The following is an 18,642-nucleotide window of genomic DNA, read 5'->3' as shown; positions in this document are numbered from 1 at the left end:
CGGAGCCATAGCAGCGCTATGGCGAGGATTTCCAACGACGCGGTGCGCCCGAATCGCCGCTGCGTCAGGCGAAGACGCCGGCCGTGTCCTGCATACGCGCACTCACCTCGCCGAGGTGGTGCAGCGAGTCGCCGTACTGCATCTCCATGACGGCCAGGCGCTTGAAGTAGTGGCTGCCGATGTACTCGTCGGTCACGCCGATGCCGCCGTGCAGCTGCGTGCACTGCTGGCCGACGAAGCGCATCGACTGACCCAGCTGCACTTTGGCCTGCGAGATCGCGCGGCGGCGCGCGTCCGCCGGCTCGTTCAGCTTGAGCGTGGCGAAGTAGCTCATCGAGCGCGCCAGCTCCAGCTGCATCTTCACGTCGGCCATGCGGTGGCGCAGCGCCTGGAAGCTCGCGATGGCGACGCCGAACTGCTTGCGCGTGTTCAGGTATTCCGCCGTCAACGCGACGAAGCGGTCCATCGCGCCCACGGCTTCCGCGGCCTGCGCGGCGATGGCGATGTCGACGGCGTGTTCCAGCACCGCGAGCCCGCGGTCCGGGCCGACCAGCAGCGTGGCGGGCGTGTCCTGGAGCGTGAGTTCGGCGGCGCGCGAGCCGTCGTGCAGCGAATAACCGCGCAGCGCGACCCCGGCTGCGTCCTTCGCGACGAGGTACAGCGCGATGTTCGCGCCGGTGCCGCCCGCGCATGCCGGCACGATGAACGCATCGGCCGCATCGCCCGCGGGGACGACGCTCTTCGCGCCGGTCAAGCGGTGGTCGGCGGTCGCGAGCGTGTCGCACACATCGAGCCGGTAGCGCGCCTTGCGCTCCTGATGCGCCAGCACGACCAGCGCCTCGCCGCCCGCGATGCGCGGCAGCCACTCGCCTTGAACGTCATCGCCGGCGTGCGCGAGCACGGCCGGCGCGACCAGCCCGCCCTGCGCATACGGCTCCATCACCAGCCCGCGGCCCAGTTCTTCCATCACGACCATCGCCTCGGCCGGGCCGAAGCCCAGGCCGCCGTGGGCCTCGGGCACCGCGAGCGCGGTCAGGCCCAGTCCCGCCAGCGCGTTCCACGCGTCGCGCGAGAAGCCGCCCGCCTTCACGATCGCGCGGCGCTGCTCGAAGCCGTAGTCCTTGTCCACATAGCGCCGCACCGCGTCGCGCAGCGAGTTCTGGTCTTCGGTGAAATCGAAATCCATGTCGTGTCTCCTGCCTCAGCCCAGAACCGTCTGCGCGACGATGTTGCGTTGCACCTCGTTCGAGCCGCCGTAGATCGTCGTCTTGCGATAGTTGAAGTAGTGGCTCGCCAGCGGCGCGCAGTGGGCCGCGCCGACCTGGTCGCCCTGCCAGCCGGCCTCCATCGCTTCCTGGATGAAGGGCGTCGAATACGGCCCGGCGGCCAGCATCATCAGCTCGGTGTAGCGCTGCTGGATCTCGCTGCCGCGGATCTTCAGCAGGCCGGCGACGTCCAGCGACTGCTTGCCGCTGGACTCCGCCGACAGCACGCGCAGCACCATCATCTCGAGCGCGACGATGTCTACCTCCAGCAACGCGATCTGGTCGCGGAAGCGCGGGTCGTCGTAGACGCCCTCGGCCTTGGCGATGCGCTTGAGGCGTTCGAGCTCGCGCTTGCCGCGGTTGACGTCGGCGATGTTGGTGCGCTCGTGCGCGAGCAGGTACTTGGCGTAGGTCCAGCCCTTGTTCTCCTCGCCGACCAGGTTCTCCGCGGGGACCACCACGTCGTCGAAGAAGACCTCGTTCACCTCGTGCTCGCCGTCGAGCATGGTGATCGGGCGCACGGTCACGCCCGGCGACTTCATGTCGATCAGCAGGAAGGAGATGCCGGCCTGCGGCTTGACGCTGGCGTCGGTCCGCACGAGGCAGAAGATCCAGTCGCCGTACTGGCCCAGCGTGGTCCAGGTCTTCTGGCCGTTGACGACGTAGGTGTCGCCGCGGCGTTCGGCGCGCGTCTTCACCGAGGCGAGGTCCGACCCGGAGCCCGGCTCGCTGTAGCCCTGGCTCCACCAGACGTCGCCGCTCATGATGCCGGGGAGGTGGCGCTCCTGCTGCTCGCGCGAGCCGAAGGCCATGATCACCGGCGCCACCATCACCGGCCCGAAGGGCACGACGCGCGGCGCGCCGGCCAGCGCGCATTCCTCTTCGAACAGGTGGCGCTGCACGGCGTTCCAGCCCGGGCCGCCGAACTGCTTCGGCCAGGCCCAGCCGTGCCAGCCCTGCTTGCCCAGGATGCGCGCCCAGCGCTGCAGATCGTCCTTGTTCAGCCGCAGCGCGTTGTGCACCTTGTGGCTGATGTCCTTCGGAAGATGCTCGGCCACCCACTGGCGGATGTCGGCCCGGAAGGCCTGTTCTTCGGGAGTGAAGTTGAGGTCCATGCTGGTGTGTCTCCTGCGGTCCTTGATGTCTTGCCCGGCGCTTGTGGCGCGCCTGTCGAGGGAACTGCGGCGGTTTTTAGCACGAGCGTTCGCTTTTTTCCTGTCCCGACCGGGACAAAGCCAGGGGCATCCCGGGGGCGGGGGGAGAATGCGCGGCTTCCGGGCTCCGCAGAACCGCCATGACCGCCTCGCTCCCGACCGCTCCCTCGACCGCTTCCTCGACCGCTCTTCCGACCGCTCTCCCGACCCTGTTCGCGACGTCCCTTCCCCGGCCCGTGCTCGCCATCCACGGCGGTGCGGGCACGATCCGCCGCGCCAGCATGAGCGCGGACATGGAGGCGCGCTACCGGGCCGCCCTGGCGGAGATCCTGGCCGACGGCGCGGCGTGCCTGGCGCGCGGCGACGCGGCGATGGACGTGGCGGTCGAGGCCGTGCGCCGGCTCGAGGAGTGCGAGCTCTTCAACGCCGGCAAGGGCGCGGTCTACACGGCGGACCAGCGGCATGAGCTCGACGCCAGCGTGATGGACGGGCGCGATCGCGCGGCGGGCGCGGTGGCGGGCGTGACGCGGGTGCGCAATCCGGTGCTCGCGGCGCGGGCGGTGATGGCGCATAGCGGCCACGTGCTGCTGGTCGGCACGGCGGCGGACACCTTCGCCTTCGAGCAGGGCCTGGAGCGCGTGGCGCCGGACTGGTTCGGCACGCCGCAGCGGCTGGCGCAACTGGAGAAGGCGAGGGCGTCGGCGCTCGGCCAGGTGCTGGATCATGACGGGCAGCAGGTGCTCGCCGAGGCCGACTCGACCGTCGAAGGTCCCATCGACGAGCAGACCAAGTTCGGCACCGTCGGCGCGGTGGTGCGCGACGCGGCGGGCCACCTCGCCGCGGCGACCTCCACCGGCGGGATGACCAACAAGCGGCCGGGTCGCGTCGGCGATTCTCCGATCCCCGGCGCCGGTTGTTATGCGGACGACCGCAGCGTCGCCGTCTCCTGCACGGGCACCGGGGAAGCCTTCATCCGCGCCGCCGCGGCCCACGAGGTCGGCGCGCTGATGCGCATCGGCGGCCTGCCGCTGTCGGAGGCCTGTGCGCGCGTCGTGTTCGACGAGCTGCCGACGGTGGGCGGTGACGGCGGCCTGATCGCGGTCGACACGCTGGGCAACGTCTGGCTCGGCTTCAACACCGAAGGCATGTACCGCGGCTGGGTCGAGGCCGGCGGCGCGCCGGTGGTCGGCGTCTACCAGGAAGAATGAGGACGGATGAACACGAACGAGGCCGAATGAGGTCGACCGATGCCATGAGCCACCGTGTCGCCGTCCTGCTGATGCTGCTGGTCACGCTGCTGTGGAGCACGGCCGGGGCGGTGTCGCGCCACCTGGATTCGGCGCGCGGCTTCGAGGTGACCTTCTGGCGCAGCGCCTTCAATGCGCTGGCGCTGACGGTCCTGCTGCCGCTGCTGCGCGGCCGGGACTACTGGCGGCGCGCGCTGCCGCGCCTGCGCCGCTCGCCGTCGGTGCTGGGCTCGGGCCTGTGCTGGGCCGTGATGTACACGGCCTTCATGCTGGCGCTGACGATGACCGGCGTGGCCAACGTGCTGGTGACCATGGCGCTGGGGCCGCTGCTGACGGCGCTGTTCGCGCGCGTCTTCCTGCATCAGCGGCTGGCGGCGCAGACCTGGTTCGCGATCTGGGTCGCGAGTGCGGGCATCGCCTGGATGTTCGCGAACGAGATGAGCGCCGGCCCGGCCGCGTGGCTGGGCATGGGCGTCGCGCTGGCGGTCCCGGTCGCGGCGGCCAGCAACTGGACGCTGCTGCAGGCGCGCGCCGGCGACGGCGAGACCGACCTGCTGCCCGCCGTCTGGTTCGGCGCGCTGTTGTCGGCGCTGGCGACGCTGCCGCTGGCCTGGCCGTTCGCGGCCTCGGGGCGGGACCTGCTGCTGCTGGCCGGGCTGGGCGTGTTCCAGCTGGCGCTGCCGTGCCTGATCGTCGTGCGGCTGACGCGGGTGCTGCCGGCGGCCGAGGTGGCGCTGCTGGGGTCTGATGGAAGTGCTGCTGGGCGTGCTGTGGGCCTGGCTGCTGGCGGATGAGGCGCCATCGCGGGCCGCGCTGCTCGGCGGTGTTATGGTGCTGGCCGCATTGATAGGCAATGAGCTGCTGGCCGCGTGGCGCCGCCCGGCAGCTTCTACGAGTGGAGAGATGTCGCTGTGATTCCGTCGCTGCAATCCGAAGGGCAGGTCCTGGCCGAGGTCAACGGCTGCCTGGGCCTGATCACCTTGAACCGTCCGCAGGCGCTGAACGCGCTGTCGCTGGCCATGATCCGCGACATGACCGCGCTGCTGACCGCGTGGGCAAAGGATCCCGCGATCCAGGCCGTCGCCTTGATGGGCGCGGGCCGCGAGGGCAAACCCGCGGCGTTCTGCGCCGGGGGCGACATCCGCTTCTTCCACCAGGCCGCGCTCGCCGGTGACGACGCGCTGGACGCGTTCTTCACCGAGGAATACGCGCTCAACCACCGGATCCACCAGTTCCCCAAGCCCTTCATCGCGCTGATGGACGGCGTCGTGATGGGCGGCGGCATGGGCATCAGCCAGGGCGCGCGGCTGCGCGTGCTGACGGAGCACTCCAGGCTCGCGATGCCCGAGACCAACATCGGCCTGTTCCCCGACGTGGGCGGCGGCTACTTCCTGTCGCGCTGCCCCGGCCGCAGCGGCGAATGGCTGGCGCTGACCGGCCAGGTCATCGGCGCGGGCGACGCGATCGAGCTCGGCCTGGGCGATGTCTTCGTCCAGAGCAGCGAGCTCCCGGCGATCGTCGAGGCGTTCCGCACCGGCGTGCAGGACAGCGCCGAGCACGTGGTCGCGACGGTGATGGAGCGCGTGGACCTGGCGCCGGTCGCCGAGCACTGGAACTTGCGGGCGCTGATCAACAGGCACTTCTCGGCGGCCTCGGTGCCGGCGCTGTTCGCCTCGCTCGAGGCGGACGCCGATCCCTGGGCGCAGCACACCCTGGCGACGCTGAAGCAGCGCTCGCCGCTGATGATGGCGGTGACGCTGGAGCAGATCCGGCGCGCTGCGTCGATGAGCCTGGCCGACGACCTGCGCATGGAGCGCGACCTGGTGCATCACTGCTTCCACCTCCGGCCCGGCGCCGCCAGCGAGACGGTCGAGGGCGTGCGCGCACTGGCCATCGACAAGGACCACGCGCCGAAATGGCACCCGGCCCGCGTCGAGGACGTGACGCGCGCCGATGTCGAGGCCTTCTTCCAGAGCCCCTGGACGGCCGTCGAGCACCCGCTGCGCGGGCTCGACTGATCGTCCGCGTTGTCCCCCACGTCAGTGACGGGCAAAACCCGACCCCCGCGTTTTCAGAGAACCTTCACAGCGTCCGCCTAGAGTCGCCGCACTGCGCACCTCCCGTGCGGAGGGATCTCGGAGCGACGGACGGATGACGATCAGGCGAGGGCCCAGGGCCGCGAACAGGGCGCGCATCGGCGCGGTGGTGTTGGCGGTCTGCGGCCCCGCGTGTGCCCAGATTCCAGGGAGCGTCGACGCCTCCTCCGCCAAGGCGACCGCCACGCCGCGGGACGAGGCGGCGACACCCGTCCAGGTCGCCAGGGCCGAGCCGGTCGCGCTCGACCGCGTCGAGCTCAACGGCCGCCATTACGACAACGGCGTCGGCACGACGGACGCGGCCTCGCAGGGCGCGGTGCGCGCCGAACTGCTGAAGAGCCGCCCGGCGCTGCGCCCCGGCGAGGTCCTGGAGTTCGTGCCGGGGCTGATCGTCACGCAGCACAGCGGCGACGGAAAGGCCAACCAGTACTTCCTGCGCGGCTTCAACCTGGACCACGGGACCGACTTCGCCACGACGGTCATGGGGCTGCCGGTCAACATGCCCAGCCATGCGCACGGGCAGGGCTACTCGGACCTCAACTTCCTGATCCCGGAACTGGTCGAGCGCATCGACTACCGCAAGGGGCCGTACTTCGCCGGCAACGGCGACTTCGCGGCCGCGGGGTCGGCGGACATCGCCTACTTCCGCCGGCTCGACGATCCCTTCGTCGCGCTCACGCTGGGGGAGGGCAAGTACCGGCGCGCCTTGGCGGCCGGTTCGACGGCCATCGGCGGCGGCATGCAACTGCTCGGCGCCGCGGAGGGCATGCGCAACGACGGTCCGTGGCAGCTGCCGGAGGACCTGAAGCGTCGCAACGTGGTGCTGAGCCTGTCGGGTGGCACCGCGGGCACGGGCGGCACCGGCGGCGACCGCTGGCGCATCGGGCTGATGGACTACCGCGCGGACTGGACCTCGACGGACCAGGTGCCGCAACGGCTGATCGATGCGGGCCGCTTCGACGGGCGGCCCTTCGGGCGCTTCGATGCGGTCGACCCGAACGACGGCGGCAACACGCGCCGCAGCAGCCTGTCCGCCGAATGGCAGCGCGATGCCGAGGGCCGCAGCACGCGACTGGCCGCCTATGCGATGGCCTATCAACTGGCGCTGTATTCCAACTTCACCTACGCGATGGAGCGCCCCGACGTGGGCGACCAGTTCGCGCAGAAGGACGACCGCCAGGTCTACGGCCTGAGCGGGAGTCACGCGTTCGACCATGTGCTGGGCGGCCTGCCGGCGCGTTCCGAGTTCGGCTTCCAGGTGCGCCAGGACCGGGCGCGGGTGGGGCTGTTCAAGACGGTGGCGCGCGTGGTCGTCGATCCGGCGACCGACACGACGCGCGACGACGATGTGCGCGAGACCTTGTCCGGCGTGTACGGCCAGACCAGCGTCGAGCTCGCGCCGTGGGCCCGTTCGGTGCTCGGCGTGCGCGCCGACCAGGGGCGCTTCCGCGTGGAGCACCGCGCGGGGGAGGGCAACTCCGGCAGCGAGCGCGCGACGCTGGTGTCGCCGAAGTTCTCGCTGGTGCTGGGGCCGTGGGCGAAGACGGAGCTGTTCGTCAACGCCGGCCGCGGCTTCCACAGCAACGACGCGCGCGGGGTGACCAGCGCGAGCGACCCCGCGCAAGGTCTGGTGAAGGCCAGGGGCTACGAGCTCGGCCTGCGCAGCGAGATCGTGCCCGGGCTGCAGAGCTCGGTGGCGCTGTGGAAGCTGGACTTCGATTCGGAGCTGGTCTACGTCGGCGACGCCGGCGCGACCGAGGCCAACCGGCCGAGCCGGCGGCGCGGCATCGAGTGGAACAACCGCTACGTGCCGCTGCCCTGGCTGCTGATCGACGCGGACCTTGCGTGGACGCACGCGCGCTTCTCCGACGCCGATCCGGCTGGCAATCGCATTCCGAATGCGGTCGACCAGGTGGCCTCGATGGGCGTGACCGTGCGCGAGGTGGGCCCGTGGTCGGCGAGCCTGCAATGGCGTTACCTCGGCAGCGGCGCGCTGATCGAGGACAACAGCGTGCGTTCCCATTCGTCGCTGACGACCAGCCTGCGCGTGAGCCGGCGCTTCGGCACGAAGACCGAGCTGACGCTGGACGTCTTCAATCTCTTCGACCGCAAGGTCAACGACATCGAGTACTACTACGAGTCGCAGCTGCCCGGCGAGGCCACACCGGTCGCCGATCGCCACGTGCATCCCGCCGAACCGCGCACCGTGCGCGTCACGCTGCGCCGCAGCTTCTGACGCCGCGCTGAATCAATGACCCCTTCTGCGTAGACGCAGGGGGACTGACCTACTTCAATCAACGCCCCCCATCAGAACGCCCTTCGGAGGGAATCGACAAACGCCTCTTCGCTTCGACACTGCATGCATCCGAGCCGTGAGCTCGATGGTTGTCGCAGCTGAACAGGAGAGATGTGATGGTGATTCTTGAACGTGAATCGGTGCTCGCGCCGGAGGTCGAACCGGCTTGGACGCCGCAGGTCGTCGCAGGACGGGCTCCGACCGCCGACGTGCCTGTGGAGATGGGTGTCGAGGGCGCGCACGACGATGTCATGGATGGGCTTGAGGCTCTGGTTCGTGTGCTTCGCTATCCGGAACTGATTTTTGGCCCGCCTTCCGTGCGACCGGCGCACGTCAATGCGAAGCCGCTCGACTGGGATTGCGTCGCGAAGCAGCTCGCTGACTGTTTCGAGCAATGGCAGGGCCGTTGTAGCGACCTCCATTTTCAGTTGCACCTGGGTGCCGCCGTGCTTCGCAAGCACGGCATCAAGATCTGCAGCGGAGGCCCTTGGATCGTCTTCATGGACGAAGAAGGTCCCTTGCATGTGTTCATTCAATTGAGCGTCGACGTGGCACCGGGGCAGGTGAGCCGTCTCAATCATGAGCTTGACGATCAGGTGATCGATGCCGATGCGCAAGATAGCGGCTGCTTCTGCTTTTGCTTCTGCAGCGGAAAAAGTGCCGTCGACGACGCGGATGTCGCAAGCGACAAGCCGATCGACTGATGGGGAGTGTCCATGACGACCAGTCCCGAAGCCCTCATGACATACGCCAGCGAACAGGCCGCCGAGGCGGATGAGCCTTCCAAGCGCGGTACGATTTCACGTGCGTATTACGCGTCGTACCACCGCTGCCTTCGTCTGGAGGGTGCGCCGGCCTCCCGCCGCAACGCAAAGCAACCAGGTGGAGGCGTCCACCAACAACTGATCGAACGACTGATCGCGCGCAGCCACGCTGGAACGCCCAAGCAGAGGCGTCAGGGAAAATTACTTGCCAATCTGATGCTTCGGCAGCGCAAGAGGCGGGTCACCGCCGACTACTTCCTCGATGAGGACTTGAAGCCGAATGACGTCGAGAACCAGATCGCCGACGCCCGAAAGCTGTTCGCGGCCTGCGATTGGTGAGTATCGACCGCCGCACTCGGTGCGGCGGTCGAATCCGACGCGGATCAGTCGATCACGACGACCGCTTGCGCCGCGCCACGAACCCGACGGCCGCGAGGCCGGCGAGCATCAGCGCGTAGGTACCCGGCTCCGGCACCGCCGTGATGGCGATGTTGTCGATCGCGCCATTCAGCCCGCCGCTGAACACCAGCGAGCGCCCCACGCCGGCGAAGCTCACCGACGCCAGGTCGAAGTGGCAGTACGACGACTCCGAGCAGCCCAGCTGCGCGTTGTTGGCCAGCGAGAACGAGCCCAGGATCGAGCCCGTGCCGTTCAGGCCGCTGTAGATCGTGACCGCGCTGGCCAGCGCGCTCGCCGACGAGTAGTACAGCGACACCTCGCCGGTGAAGCCCTTGGCGACGTTCATCAGACCGGTCTCGCCGATGTTGTTGAACATCACGCCGCCCATCGTCGGGGCGTTGCTGAAGTAGTTGCCGCTCGGGCTGTCCGCCAGGCCGTCGTTGGCCAGGCCCAGGATCGAGCCGCTGAACGACACGCCCAGGTTGGCGCCGCTCAGGCCGGCGCCGTCGGTGCCGCCGTTGTAGTAGTCGGCGACCGACGCGAAGCTCGTCGGGCCGTCGAAGTCGATCCACGCGTTGGCGGCATGGGCCGGCGCCGTGGACAGGGCGAGGGCCGACAGCGCGGCCAGGGACAGCAAGGCGGTGGAAGCAGCACGCTTCATGGAGGTTCTCCGGTGGGGGGTCAGGGGTTGCCTCCCGCATGCAAACCGCGCGGATCGGGCCGGCACGTCGGGACGCTTCGGCCGCGAGTCTCGAATCCGTCCAAGGCAGTCGCGTGACGGAAGTCTCGTTCCACGGGTTTCCCGCGTCCCCGGTTTCAGGGGACGCGATTCCGGGTCCTGCCACGGCGCTGTCACGGCTCGGTCAAGCCGGCTTTCTACGCTGCGCGTGACTTTTTCCTCATCCGGTCCTCGCTGACTCCTGGAGCAACCACCATGCGCTTCCCCTTCGCCCGACGCGACGTCGCCCTCGCCGCGCTCGCCGCCCTCGGCTCCCTCTCGCTGACCACTGCGCCGGCACCGGCCGCCGCCGCGGGCAAGACCCCCGGCCGCTACGTCAGCGGCGACTTCCACAACCACACCACCTGCTCGGACGGCTCGATCTCGATGCAGAAGCTGGTGAAGAAGGTCACCGACAAGCAGGACACCCCCTGGGGCCTGGACTGGTTCGTCCAGGCCGGCCACGGCGGCAACGGCAACCGCAACTGCACGCTGGTCGAGGACGCCTCGCTGTCCACGCCGGCCTACCCGTTCGTGCAAGGGCAGGGTCCGACGACGACCTGGTCCGCCAGCATCGGCGCGGCCGCGATCAAGGGCGACAACGGCGGCGTCGGCGGCAACGGCAACATGTGGCGCTGGCAGTCGATCCAGGAGTTCCAGTACCCGCTGCTGGAGTACCTGTCGGTCGCGAAGAACCTGCCGCTGTTCATCGGCATGGAATCGGTGGTGGCCGGCCATGAGCACAGCTCGATGTCCATCGTGACGGGCCAGATGCCCAACGGCATCGATGCCACGCAGCTGCCCGCCAGCGGCAGCTTCGCCGCGCTGGGCAACGCGGACGCGCTGGCGCAATGGTCGTACTGCTTCGACCGCGGCGATACCGACCGCAGCCGTGGCAACGTCACCGGCTCCAACGTGGGCAACAACTGGAACTGCGCGGTCCCGGGCAGCAACAGCCAGGCCGACGTGAGCTGGAACGCACAGGCCCAGAAACTGATGCCCGCGAGCGGCGCCGGCGTCGGCACGCGCGGCCACCTGAAGACGGTCGAGGCCTTGAAGTGGATGGCGCAGAACCATGCGACCGCCAGCTACTACGTGCCGGCCCACCTGGAGCGCGCCGGTCCGTTCTACGCCGACGGCAACCAGGGCTTCAACGTCGAGCACCTGCGCAACTTCAACAACGCCGCCCCGGGCATCGCCTTCGGCTTCGAATCGCAGCCGGGCCACGGCGCCTCGGCCAACCGCGGCGAGTACCAGGTCAACCGCAACACCTTCGGCAGCGAGAAGGTCGACTCCGTCGGCGGCACGACCTTCGGCGGCACCGGCGTGTACGCGGGCGTGGTCGGCGGCGTGTGGGACGCGCTGCTCGGCGAGGGCCGCAACTTCTGGTTCTTCGCCAGCTCCGACTGGCACAACCGCGGCAGTTTCGGTCCCGATGACCGCCGCTCGACGCAGGACTTCTATCCCGGCGAGTACCAGCGCACCTACGCGATGGTCCGCAACGGCACCGACAAGCTGCGCCCGCAAGCCATCGTCAACGGGCTGCGCTCGGGCAACGCCTGGTCGACGACCGGCCAACTGATCGATCGCCTGGCCGTGGTCGTCTGCGCGTCCTACGCCGGCCCGGGCGCGCGCAGCAGCGCCTCGGTGGAGCAGCTCGCGCTGAACGCCGCCACCGGCAACACCGACACCGACGTGGCCGGCTGCGCCACGATGGGCGAGAAGCTGGTGGTGCGTCCGGGCGCCGAGCTCGTCGTTGCCGTCGCGGTGCGCGATCCGGCGGGCACGAACTACTCGCCCTACAGCTTCCCGAATCCGTCGCTGAAGCAGGTCGGCATCGAGCAGCCGATCAACCAGCCGGTGCTGGACCACATCGATCTGATCCGCGGTCTGGTCAGCGGCTACCGCGCGCCGGGCTCGGCCGACTACGCCGGCGAATGGCCGCGCAACACCAACTGGCTGCGCACCGACGGCACGACCACCGGCCTGGCCAACGTCCCCGCCGCGGCGAAGAACACGACGGCCGCGGTGATCCGCAGCTTCAACGGCGCCGGCTCGTCGCCGTGGGTCAAGGTGATCTCGGGCGCGGACAGCACGCAGTTCCTGAAGATGAGCACGCGCATCCCGGCGGTCACGACCTCGCAGTACGTGCGGCTGCGCGGCTCCAACCTGCCGGCGTCGGTGCCATTCGAGACCGACGGCAGCGGCAATCCGCTGGCCGACCTGTACACCAACGCCAACGACTCCTCCAAGCTGCGCATCGCCTGCACGACGGTGGGGACCAACGTCCCGGCCAACGGCGCGACCTACACCGGCACGACCATCGACGGCTGCCCGAACCACCTCCCGACCGTCGGCGGCGTGAAGTACGTGGCCTACGACGTGGCCGCCTGGTCGGACCTCTGGTTCTACAGCAACCCGGTCTACATCGAAGTCAGCGGTTCGACGCAAGTGGCAGGTGTGAAGTAACCCAGTCGCACTGAAGCCCTCGGCGCCGCGCGTTTCGACGCGCGGCGCATTTCCATTTTCAGAAGTGATCCGATTGCCATGTCGATGACGATGCCCCCCGCCGAAGCGCGCGCTGCTTCTACCTCTTCTTCGTCGTCCAAGGGCGGTTGGCCCTCGTGGACGCGCGAGCCGCTGCTGCACTTCCTGCTGCTGGGCGGCGTGCTGTTCGGCGTGGACCACGTGATGGTCAGCCGCGCGGACGATCCGATGCGGATCGTCGTCGGCCCCGAGGTCGATGCGGAGGCGACGCAGGTGTTCACCGCCTCGCGCGGCCGCGCGCCCGATGCGAAGGAGCTCGCCGCGCTGCGCCAGGTCTGGCTCGACAACGAGGTGCTGTACCGCGAAGGCCTCGCATTGCAGCTCGACAAGGGCGACACCGCCATCCGCGAGCGCGTGATCTTCAAGTCGCTCAGCATGATCGACGCCGGCGTGAAGCTGCCGCCGGCCGACGACGCGCACCTGCGCGGCTGGTTCGAGTCGCATCGCGAGAAGTACGACGATCCCGCGCGCTTCGACTTCGAGGAGGCCGTGCTGGCCGGCGACGCCGATGAGGCGGCCCTGCGCGCCTTCGTCGCGAAGCTCAACGGCGGCGCGGGAGGAGCGAACGGCGGCGCATCGGGCGACACCGGTGCCGGCCTGCGCGTCTTCAAGGGCCGGCCGCATGCCAACCTCGTGCAGAGCTACGGCGCGGACTTCGCGAAGGCGATCGAGTCGTCGACCGTCGGCGAATGGCGTGTGTTCCGCACCGTTGAAGGCGGCAATCCGGCCTGGCGCGCCATGCGGCTGGTCTCGACGACACCGGCCCGACCCGGCGACTTCAACAGGCTGCGCGGCGTCGTGCTGCAGGACTGGACCGATGCGACGCTGTCGGAGCAGCGCAGTGCGGCAGTCCTCGCGCTGAGCCGCAAGTACACGATCCGCCGTGAGACCACCGCGACGACGGCGACAGCGGCGACAGCGGCGATCACGTCGACCACCGCGCCGGCCGCCGCCCTCGGAGGCGAATCCAAATGAGCCTCTGGATGCGACGGATGCTCGGCCTGCTGATGGCAGCGGCCGCGCTGGCGGGCGGCAGTGCGCGGGCGCACGAGATGAGCATGGCCGAGATGCAGGTGCGCGAGACCGCGCCCGGCGAATTCATCTGGCAATGGACGGCGAGCGAGAAGCGCGCCGCCGAGGAAGTGCTCGCGCCGGCGTGGCCCGAGGGCTGCACGGCGGAAGGCCTGAACCTGCATTGCGGCAAGTCGGGTCTGACGGGCACGCTGACGATGGACGGCGTCGGCCGCCAGTACTCGGCCGCGCTGGTGAAGGTGTTCTGGATCGACGGCCAGACCAGCGTCTACACGCTGACGGCAGGACAGCCGTCGGTGCAGCTGTTCGGCTCGGCGCAGGACAGGCGCGGCATGGGCGAGATCGCCCGCGCCTACACGCTGCTGGGCGTGGAGCACATTCTGGCCGGCATCGACCACCTGATGTTCGTCATCGGGCTGCTGTTCCTGGTGGGCTTCCGGCGCCAGCTGCTGTGGACGATCACCGCGTTCACCGCGGCGCACAGCCTGACGCTGGGCATGAGCGCACTGGGCTGGCTGCAGCTGCGGCCGCCGCCGGTGGAGGCCACGATCGCGCTGTCCATCGTGCTGGTCGCGTGCGAGGCGCTGAAACCATCGAAGGGCCGCGAGACGCTGGCGCGCCGCTGGCCGGCGCTGGTGGCCTTCCTGTTCGGACTGGTGCACGGCCTCGGCTTCGCCGGCGCGTTGCGCGAGATCGGCCTGCCGGAGAACCACCTGCTGGTCGCGCTGCTGACCTTCAACGTCGGCGTCGAGATCGGCCAGCTGATGACGGTCGGCGCCTGCTGGGCGCTGTGGCGGGTCTCGCGCCGATGGCCGTGGACCGGGCGGCTGCGCACCGCGCTGCTGTACCTGATCGGCTCGGCGGCGGCGTACTGGTCGTGGCTGCGCATCGCGGCGATCGCCGGGTGAGGGGGAGCGTCGATGCCTGCATCCGAAACCTTCAGTCTGTTCCCCACGCCCGTGATGCGCGTGCCGGGCGCCTTGCCGCCGACGCTGGTGGCGGCCCTCGTGGCGCATTTCAGCGCGGAGGCCGTGCGGGACAACAACAGCTCCGCGAAGCTGGTGCACACGCGGATGCTTCAACCGGGCGACAGCCCCTTGCTGGTCGACGTCGCGGGGCTGCTGGCGGGGCCGCTGTCGGAGTTCGGCGCGCTGCTCTTCGGCGAACGCATGGCCTGGGGCGTCAAGGAGCTCTGGGTCAACGTGATGGCGCACGGCGGCCATCAGGCGATGCACAACCATGCCAACAGCTTCGCCTCGGGGATCGTGTACCTGACGGGGACGGACGACTCGGCGCGGACCGTGTTCATGAAGTCGCCGGGCGGCACCGATTTCAGCTTCAAGAACGACCACCCCGGCATGGTCGCGGGGCCGTTCAATGCGGAGAAGTGGATCAGCCCCTCGCCGTCGCCCGGTGACCTGGTGCTGTTCCCGAGCTACCTGATGCATGCGGTGCCGCCCAACGACGGCCAGACGCGCATCAGCCTTGCGTTCAACGCGATCCCGGCGCGCCTGAACTCGTGGGGCTACACGATCGGGTTCAGCGGATGACGGTGTCGTTGACGCCCGCCGATCCGCCTGCCGCCGTCGACTCCGCGTCGGCGGCGTCACGGAGCAGCGCGCGCCGTGTGGCGCTGGTGTTGATGGGCCTGTCGGGATTCGCGGGGCTCGGCTACCAGATGGTCTGGACGCAGCAGTGCGCACTGTGGCTCGGCTTCGAGGCGGCGGCGGTGCTCGCCGTGGTCACGGCGTTCTTCGGCGGGCTCGCGCTGGGCGCGATCACCTTGGGCGGACGGATCGAGCGATCGGCGTCCCCCTTGCGTGGGTACCTCGCCTGCGAGGCCGTGATCGGCCTGTGGGGACTGGCGCTGATCGTGCTGATGCAACCGGTCGGCGATGCGGTGGAGCACTGGATCGGCGCGGAGCCCCCCGCGTGGTGGCAATGGATGGTGACCTTCGGCGCGAGCTTCCTGTTGTTGCTGCCCGCGACCGCCGCGATGGGCGCGACGCTGCCGGCGATCGAACGGGTGCTCGGTGCCGACTCAGGCGAGGCAGGCGAGTCTGGCGAGGGGAAACGTTCCATCGCCGGCCTCTACGCCGCCAACACGCTTGGTGCCGTGCTCGGCGTGCTGCTGGCGACGTTCTGGCTGGTGCCGGCCCTCGGACTGGCGGCGACGGCCGGGGTCTGCGTGGCGATGAATGCCCTGTGCGTGGTCGCGGCGTGGCGGTGGCTTCAGGACCGGCGCGCCGGCGCGAATGACGCAAGCTCCGCAGCACCTGCGGGCGGTCGGCCAAGCGCGGCCCATCACGATCATGGGGGCTCCCGTCCGGGACCCCCACGCACCGTTCCGGGCCCACCGGCGCTCGCTGGACGCGGGCCCTGGCGTTGCTCGCGGTCAGCGGCCTGCTGGGGATCGGCTACGAGGTCGTCGTCGTGCGCGTGCTCAGCCAGCTCAACGAGGACACGGTCTATACCTTCGCGTTGCTGCTGGCCGTCTACCTCGTCGGCACGTCGATGGGCGCGGCGTGCTATCAGCGTTGGCTTCGACGATGGAATGAGGAGCGGCTGTCCACGGTGTTGCCCGGCGTGCTGGCGGCCGCCTGCCTGCTCGGCCTCGCCGCGTTGTGGACGGCGCCGATGCTGAAGGCCGGGACCATCGGGCTGGTCAGTACCGGCTTCGCGGCGGCGCTCGGCGCCGAAGCGCTGCTTGCGGCGGCGGCCTTCGGTCTGCCGACCCTGGCGATGGGTGCGTGGTTCAGCCATCTGGGCGCGCAGGCGATGGGGCAGGGCGTTGCCTTCGGGCGTGCGCTTGCGGTGAACACGGTCGGAGCAGCGATGGCCGCGCCGCTGTTTGGCGTCGTCGTCGCGCCATGGTGCGGACCGAAGACCGCGCTGCTGCTGATTGCCGGCGGCTACCTTGCCGCCGCCATGGTCGGGGCGCGGGCGTGGCGACGTCCGACAGTCGCGCCGATGAAAGCGACCGCAGCCGCCACGTCGACTGCGACGCCAACGACGGCGACCGCGACGGGGACTTCGACGGCGGCTGCGATGGGGACTGCGATCGGGACTGCGGCCGCGATGGTCGCGCTCGCGCTGATGGCCATCCTTGGCGCGCCGCTCGCATTCGTCGACCTGCCTGACGGCGCGCATCTCGTCAGCTACGCCGAGGGCAGCATGGCCGCGGTCAGCGTCGTCGAGGACGTGGCGGGCGTGGCGCGACTGCGCATCAACAACCGCCAGCAGGAAGGCAGCAGCGCGAGCCTGTTCGTGGATGGTCGACAGGCGCTGCTGCCCGTGCTGCTGCATCCGGCGCCGCGTCGCGCGCTGTTCCTGGGCCTGGGCACCGGCGCGACGTCTGGCGTCGCGGCGCAGGAACCGTCGCTGCAGGTCGACGCGGTGGAGCTGCTGCCGGAGGTGATCGATGCGTCGCCGCATTTCACGCGGGCGCTGGGGCTGGACGCCGCGTTGCCGCGCCTCGTCGCGGCGGACGCGCGGCGGTTCGTGCGCGCGTCCGAAGCGCGCTACGACGTGATCGTCTCGGACAACTTCCATCCGGCGCGCAGCGGTTCCGGTGCGCTCTACACGCGCGAGCACTTCGCCGCCGTGCGCGAACGCCTGGCGCCGCGTGGCCTGTTCTGCCAGTGGCTGCCGCTGCACCAGCTGGACCTCGACAGCCTGCGCAGCGTCACGCGCGCCTTCCTGGCGGTGTACCCCGAGGCGATCGCGGTGCTGGCGGCCAACAGCCTGGAGACGCCGGTGATCGGGCTCGTGGGCCGGCGCGAAGCGGATGCGTGGCGCGGGGCGGCTTCATCGACATCGACATCGACATTGTCGGCATGGCACGCGCGTGTCGAGCTCTCGCCCGCGAGGCGCGATGGCCGGACGCTGGCCGACTTCGGCATCGAGGACGAGTTCGCGATGCTCGGCGCGATCGTCGCGGGGCCGCGGTCGCTGGCGGCCTTCGCGGGCAAGTTTCCGATGAACACGGACGACCGCCCGATCGTCGCGTACCTGGCGCCGCGACTGGTGTACGCGCCGGCATCGACGCCGAAGGAGCGGCTCTTCGAGTTCCTGCACCAGGTGAGCGCCGCGCCGTCGGACGTCGGCCTGAAGGCGCCGGATGAGGCGCGGCGACTCGCCGCGTACTGGCGGGCGCGCGATCGATTCCTCGAAGCCGGACGATCGGCGCGTCCGGTTACCGATCCGGCGGCGATGCTGGCGCAGGTGGGCGATCCGCTGCTCGAGGCCCTGCGCTTGAGTCCGGACTTCCGCCCCGCCTACGACCCATTGCTGCAGATGGCGAACGCACTCGCGCCGCGCGATGCGGCGGCGGCTCGGCGCGTGCTCATCGCGCTGCGCGAGGCGCAGCCCGGGCGCCCCGAGGCGGCGCAGGCACTGCAAGCAATGGGGCCGTGAGCATCGCCGGGCCCCTCGCAATGGCCCTCATGTGTATGTGCAGGGGGACTCACCTACTCGAAGTGATTTCCCCCATCGATTCGCTCTTCGAGGGGAATCGACAACAGCGCTTCCGATTCGACACTGCATGCCTTCCCGGGTCGAGGACTCGGCAACAGGAGATGTGCAATGACGATGAATGCGCAGTTGGAACGGGCAACCATGGTGGTGGCTGGCATGTCGCAGCTTCCGCCCCGACAGACGTTCCATTTCGATGATCTGGTGGCAATACTGCGAGAACCGAGCGCGCTGTTCGGGGAACCTGCGGACAAGGAGGTCGATCCGAATGCCAAGTGCCCACGCGTAGATTGGGATGAGTTGCTGCAAGTCGCGCATCAGACAGCAGCAGAGCATTGGATGACGGCCACAACGATGGTGGAAGTCCTGCAGGTCGCAGCGGAAGTGTTGCGCGAGAGTGGCCTGAAAATCTGTCGCGGCAATCCCGAGTGTGTCGACATCTATCCGCCGGAGATGGAGGAGCCCGGCTTCAGCTACGACCTCCGAATTGACGCGCCTCATCAGGTGGCTCGGGCGCTCACCGACAAGTTCATTTGGCGCCTGATCGATCGCGACCTGCATCGGCATGGTTTCATGTTCGGATTCGTCGGCGAATGGACCGAGGAAGAACTGGCCGAACTGGATCGCCGTGAAGCGGACCTTGAGTGAGGT

The 18,642-nt window shown here is 69.5% G+C and carries 15 protein-coding genes and 1 pseudogene; 12 read left to right on the top strand and 4 right to left on the bottom strand.

All coding sequences use genetic code 11. From position 1 onward, the window contains the following. Positions 1-64: 64 nt before the first annotated feature. Together ACFJIX_RS27940 and ACFJIX_RS27935 are read right to left on the bottom strand one after the other, a co-directional pair. The gene (locus ACFJIX_RS27940; protein WP_377155988.1) at positions 65-1,186 is read right to left on the bottom strand and encodes an acyl-CoA dehydrogenase family protein; all 1,122 of its coding nucleotides are present in this window, start codon (positions 1,184-1,186) and stop codon (positions 65-67) included. A gap of 15 nt (positions 1,187-1,201) precedes the next feature. Continuing rightward, entirely contained in the window at positions 1,202-2,380 is a 1,179-nt protein-coding gene (locus ACFJIX_RS27935; RefSeq protein ID WP_377155987.1) for an acyl-CoA dehydrogenase family protein, read from the bottom strand. Between the two features lie 275 nt (positions 2,381-2,655). On the opposite strand from ACFJIX_RS27935, the gene ACFJIX_RS27930 reads away from it, so the two are divergent. The 6 genes and pseudogenes from ACFJIX_RS27930 (at position 2,656) to ACFJIX_RS27905 (ending at position 9,161) form a co-directional block, all read left to right on the top strand. Next, positions 2,656-3,627, top strand: coding sequence for an isoaspartyl peptidase/L-asparaginase family protein (locus ACFJIX_RS27930; RefSeq protein WP_377155985.1), 972 nt, complete (start codon positions 2,656-2,658; stop codon positions 3,625-3,627). A gap of 44 nt (positions 3,628-3,671) precedes the next feature. Then, positions 3,672-4,581: pseudogene (locus ACFJIX_RS27925) on the top strand (DMT family transporter). Beyond that, positions 4,578-5,684, top strand: coding sequence for an enoyl-CoA hydratase/isomerase family protein (locus tag ACFJIX_RS27920; RefSeq protein WP_377155983.1), 1,107 nt, complete (start codon positions 4,578-4,580; stop codon positions 5,682-5,684). Before ACFJIX_RS27925 ends, ACFJIX_RS27920 begins: the two are co-directional and overlap by 4 nt. A 133-nt stretch (positions 5,685-5,817) precedes the next feature. Then, complete coding sequence (locus ACFJIX_RS27915; RefSeq protein ID WP_377155982.1) at positions 5,818-7,998, top strand: TonB-dependent receptor; 2,181 nt, start codon at positions 5,818-5,820, stop codon at positions 7,996-7,998. Between the two features lie 176 nt (positions 7,999-8,174). Continuing rightward, positions 8,175-8,762, top strand: coding sequence for a hypothetical protein (locus tag ACFJIX_RS27910; RefSeq protein WP_377155980.1), 588 nt, complete (start codon positions 8,175-8,177; stop codon positions 8,760-8,762). 12 nt (positions 8,763-8,774) lie between these two features. Then, the gene (locus ACFJIX_RS27905; protein ID WP_377155978.1) at positions 8,775-9,161 is read left to right on the top strand and encodes a hypothetical protein; all 387 of its coding nucleotides are present in this window, start codon (positions 8,775-8,777) and stop codon (positions 9,159-9,161) included. Positions 9,162-9,213: 52 nt separating this feature from the next. Here the strand turns inward: ACFJIX_RS27905 and ACFJIX_RS27900 are convergent, their stop codons facing one another. Further along, positions 9,214-9,882, bottom strand: coding sequence for a PEP-CTERM sorting domain-containing protein (locus ACFJIX_RS27900; RefSeq protein ID WP_377155976.1), 669 nt, complete (start codon positions 9,880-9,882; stop codon positions 9,214-9,216). 273 nt (positions 9,883-10,155) lie between these two features. Between ACFJIX_RS27900 and ACFJIX_RS27895 the strand changes: the two genes are divergently transcribed. From ACFJIX_RS27895 to ACFJIX_RS27880, 4 genes are all read left to right on the top strand, one after another. Beyond that, positions 10,156-12,408, top strand: a complete 2,253-nt coding sequence (locus tag ACFJIX_RS27895) for a hypothetical protein (protein ID WP_377155974.1) — start codon at positions 10,156-10,158, stop codon at positions 12,406-12,408. 84 nt (positions 12,409-12,492) lie between these two features. Next, the gene (locus tag ACFJIX_RS27890) at positions 12,493-13,461 is read left to right on the top strand and encodes a peptidyl-prolyl cis-trans isomerase (protein WP_377155973.1); all 969 of its coding nucleotides are present in this window, start codon (positions 12,493-12,495) and stop codon (positions 13,459-13,461) included. Beyond that, positions 13,458-14,426, top strand: coding sequence for a HupE/UreJ family protein (locus ACFJIX_RS27885; RefSeq protein WP_377155972.1), 969 nt, complete (start codon positions 13,458-13,460; stop codon positions 14,424-14,426). Before ACFJIX_RS27890 ends, ACFJIX_RS27885 begins: the two co-directional genes overlap by 4 nt. Positions 14,427-14,438: 12 nt before the next feature. After that, the gene (locus ACFJIX_RS27880) at positions 14,439-15,068 is read left to right on the top strand and encodes a putative 2OG-Fe(II) oxygenase (protein ID WP_377155970.1); all 630 of its coding nucleotides are present in this window, start codon (positions 14,439-14,441) and stop codon (positions 15,066-15,068) included. 121 nt (positions 15,069-15,189) lie between these two features. Here ACFJIX_RS27880 and ACFJIX_RS27875 read toward each other — a convergent pair whose 3' ends face one another. Beyond that, positions 15,190-15,600 (bottom strand): hypothetical protein, encoded by a 411-nt coding sequence (locus tag ACFJIX_RS27875; RefSeq protein ID WP_377155968.1) that lies wholly within the window; start codon positions 15,598-15,600, stop codon positions 15,190-15,192. A 303-nt stretch (positions 15,601-15,903) separates the two neighbouring features. Here ACFJIX_RS27875 and ACFJIX_RS27870 point away from each other — a divergent pair, with 303 nt between their 5' ends. Together ACFJIX_RS27870 and ACFJIX_RS27865 are read left to right on the top strand one after the other, a co-directional pair. After that, positions 15,904-17,934 carry a fused MFS/spermidine synthase gene (locus ACFJIX_RS27870; RefSeq protein ID WP_377155966.1) on the top strand — a complete coding sequence of 677 codons (2,031 nt, stop codon included), beginning with the start codon at positions 15,904-15,906 and terminating at the stop codon, positions 17,932-17,934. A gap of 168 nt (positions 17,935-18,102) precedes the next feature. Continuing rightward, a complete protein-coding gene (locus ACFJIX_RS27865) occupies positions 18,103-18,639 on the top strand; it encodes a hypothetical protein (protein WP_377155965.1) in 537 nt (178 codons plus the stop codon). Positions 18,640-18,642 lie beyond the last annotated feature (3 nt).

The sequence above is a fragment of the Roseateles sp. UC29_93 genome (assembly GCF_042695725.1).
GTDB classification, from domain to species: domain Bacteria; phylum Pseudomonadota; class Gammaproteobacteria; order Burkholderiales; family Burkholderiaceae_C; genus Roseateles; species Roseateles noduli_A.
Note: the sequence above shows the minus strand (reverse complement) of the source record. Positions and strands in the feature narration are given on the sequence as shown.